This window comes from Acinetobacter sp. ABJ_C5_2, from assembly GCF_044538485.1.
Taxonomy (GTDB): domain Bacteria; phylum Pseudomonadota; class Gammaproteobacteria; order Pseudomonadales; family Moraxellaceae; genus Acinetobacter; species Acinetobacter nosocomialis_A.
Genome location: NZ_JBIUCS010000061.1, coordinates 1 through 2,701, shown reverse-complemented (window position 1 = coordinate 2,701; position 2,701 = coordinate 1). Strand labels below are relative to the sequence as shown.

Genomic DNA, 2,701 nt, shown 5'->3' with positions numbered 1-2,701 from the left:
GTGTGTCATCCCCTAGGCCACCAATCAGAATATCCTTACCTTTCCAGCCATTCAGTACATCGTTACCATCCGTGCCGTTAAGCTGCATAGTAAGACCCGTGATTTCCGAAGTAGAAATCGTCTTGTCCGCAAAGATAAAATTAAAGTCTCGGCTATACGAGTCATTCTGATCGAGGTAATTTTTAAAGGTTACCGAGTCTTCTGTACCATAGGCCTTGATCACCAGATCATTGCCTACTCTTAAGAACTGGGCATCGGCAAAGTTCGCACCTTCAAATTTCACATCATTGAAGTACTGTAAACTGGTCCAGTCATAGCTTTTATCATTGATAATGTCCTGCCCATGACCTGACTGGAAGATATAAATATCTTTCTCATAATCACCACCTGTCATGACATCGTTACCACTGCCACCAATCAAGGTATCCTGACCAGCACCACCATTCAACGTGTCATTGCCTCGACCACCATTCAATATGTCATTATTTTTAGTACCATTTAAAGTATCATCTAATTTTGTTCCGATAATAAAACCTGATTGGTCTAATGTTTTTAGATCAACTTTAGATGCTAAATCGTCCCATAACCCTTGATCAATTACTTCATTTAAGAATTGAATTAATAATGTTTTTCCTTCTGGTAACCAATTGGTTAAAATATCAGGATGATAATTTACTAAATCACTTAAATCGGTAAATGCTTTCTCTGGGTTAGTTATAAAAATTTGCTCTAATTTTTCCTGAATCCCAGAATAATCAAATAGCTCAGCTGGATCTGTTGCTTGTAAATTGAGTTTAATTTCTGCCAAATAATCATCTAAACGAGTTTGATAAAGCAAGCCCGTATAAATACCTTCTTTCAAACTCACATATGCATTATTTATAATGTTAAAAACATTTTTAATATCTGCTTCATTTTCATAATAAATCTGTGAAGGTTTTGAACCAGAAAATGCATCTAATATTGGAAGTATATGATGAATTTTATCCAATATTGCCTGTGATTCTTTTGACAATGGTGCTACTAAAGTAACTGTTGCCGCTTGTCCTGGTGTTAATGCGATACCTTCATTAGCAGTTTTAACCCAAGATACCATTCGCACTTCATTTGCTTCTTTAAAATTTGGATCAGTTTTCGCCCAATTTAAAATCAATTGGTCTAATAAATCATACTGCTCAGCCTTAGTTTCTGCATTTGAATAATTTTTTAATGTTTCTGCTAGCTCTGGAGATAAAGCAGCAGCTTCTCTGAGATCACGAACACGTCCAGCACCATGTAGATTTGCAGCTTGTTGTTGTTCTGCTGTTAATTCAATAGTGTTATTAAATCTACTGTAGATACTATCAAAACTAAAATTAACATCTCCCATTATATGGGTTTGACCATCAACACTTTCAAAACTACCTGTTTGAGCTAAAATATTGTTATTACCTAAAGCCGTCTCAGTATTTGTATGATTCAAGTTTAAAGACTGAATCCCGAGTTCCGTCAAACCAAATAGTTCATCTGTTTGACTAACTCCATCTTGATTCAAATCACGCCAAACTTTAAGCTGGTCAAAGTTCGTATCTTCGGCATTTACTTTACCATCGCCATTGCTATCAAATTCAGCTAGAGCAGCATAACCATTACTTGCTTGACTACCATCCTTTAAAGTTACACTGTCACCAAAGAGTTCACTACCATTATTAATGACACCATCACCATTGCGATCAAATACTAAAATACCATCATCCGAACTAACCCAACCTGTTGATGTACGAATACCGTCATTATCATGATCGAATAATGTTCCAGACCATTTATTAGCAGCAATCGTTTCAATACCATCTCCATCTAGATCTAAGACAACTGGATCATATATGTGATATTTTTTGACACCATCACTATTTGGATCGATATTTTTCCACGGATTCCAATCATCTGGGAACCAACTATAAAACTCTTTTGACCACCCCTCTAATACTTCACCAACAAAACCAGGCAATAAATCAGGGTCTAGTTCCGGGAATGTTCCATCGTGTTGCATTTTCTGTATTTCTGAAAGAGCATTAGCTAAAGCATCTGCTATTTGTGGCCCTTTTTCTGCAATATTAGAACCCACCCCTAGAAATCCTGAAAGTACATTTAATTGCGCACTTAACCCAGGTTTGTCTACTGCAAGAGCTGCGAGACTTGTTGCTGTAGACATTGCTGCCAGAGTATTTGAAATTGCCCCAGGGTAATTTCCTTGATCTATATTGATCATAGCTTGAGTCAAAGCTGCACCAGTTAAGGCCGCATCAACTTGATATTTTAAACCAGTTAAACCTGCTGCCGTATTGGAGTTATTATTAGCATTTGCTAATGTAATCCCAACACCTAAAGTTGTTGAAGCTAATGAAAGCTGAGCTATTTGCCGGTCAATACCTGTTCCATCTCCCTGTGAAATAGCTGAATTTAAATCATTAACATTACTATATAATTCATTAATTTGTATAATTAAAGAAGAACTCATTTAAACCCCTAGTTAAAGTATTTTTAGTATAAAGTCACAAAAAATGTTATTTAATTCCCCCCACTAAATTAAAATAGAAATATAAAAAAAAATAATTACAAAACTATTGTAAAAAAACCTGAAGCCAATAAAACTCCAGTACTAAAAGCACCCAAAACACTAATAAAATTTACAATACGTTGTTCTTTTTTTCTTATATATTTC

General features: G+C 35.4%; 1 pseudogene. It reads right to left on the bottom strand.

The annotated features are described in order from the left end of the window. A pseudogene (locus ACH8JV_RS19155) lies at positions 1–2,497 on the bottom strand (hypothetical protein); the annotation flags it as partial. Positions 2,498–2,701: the final 204 nt, after the last annotated feature.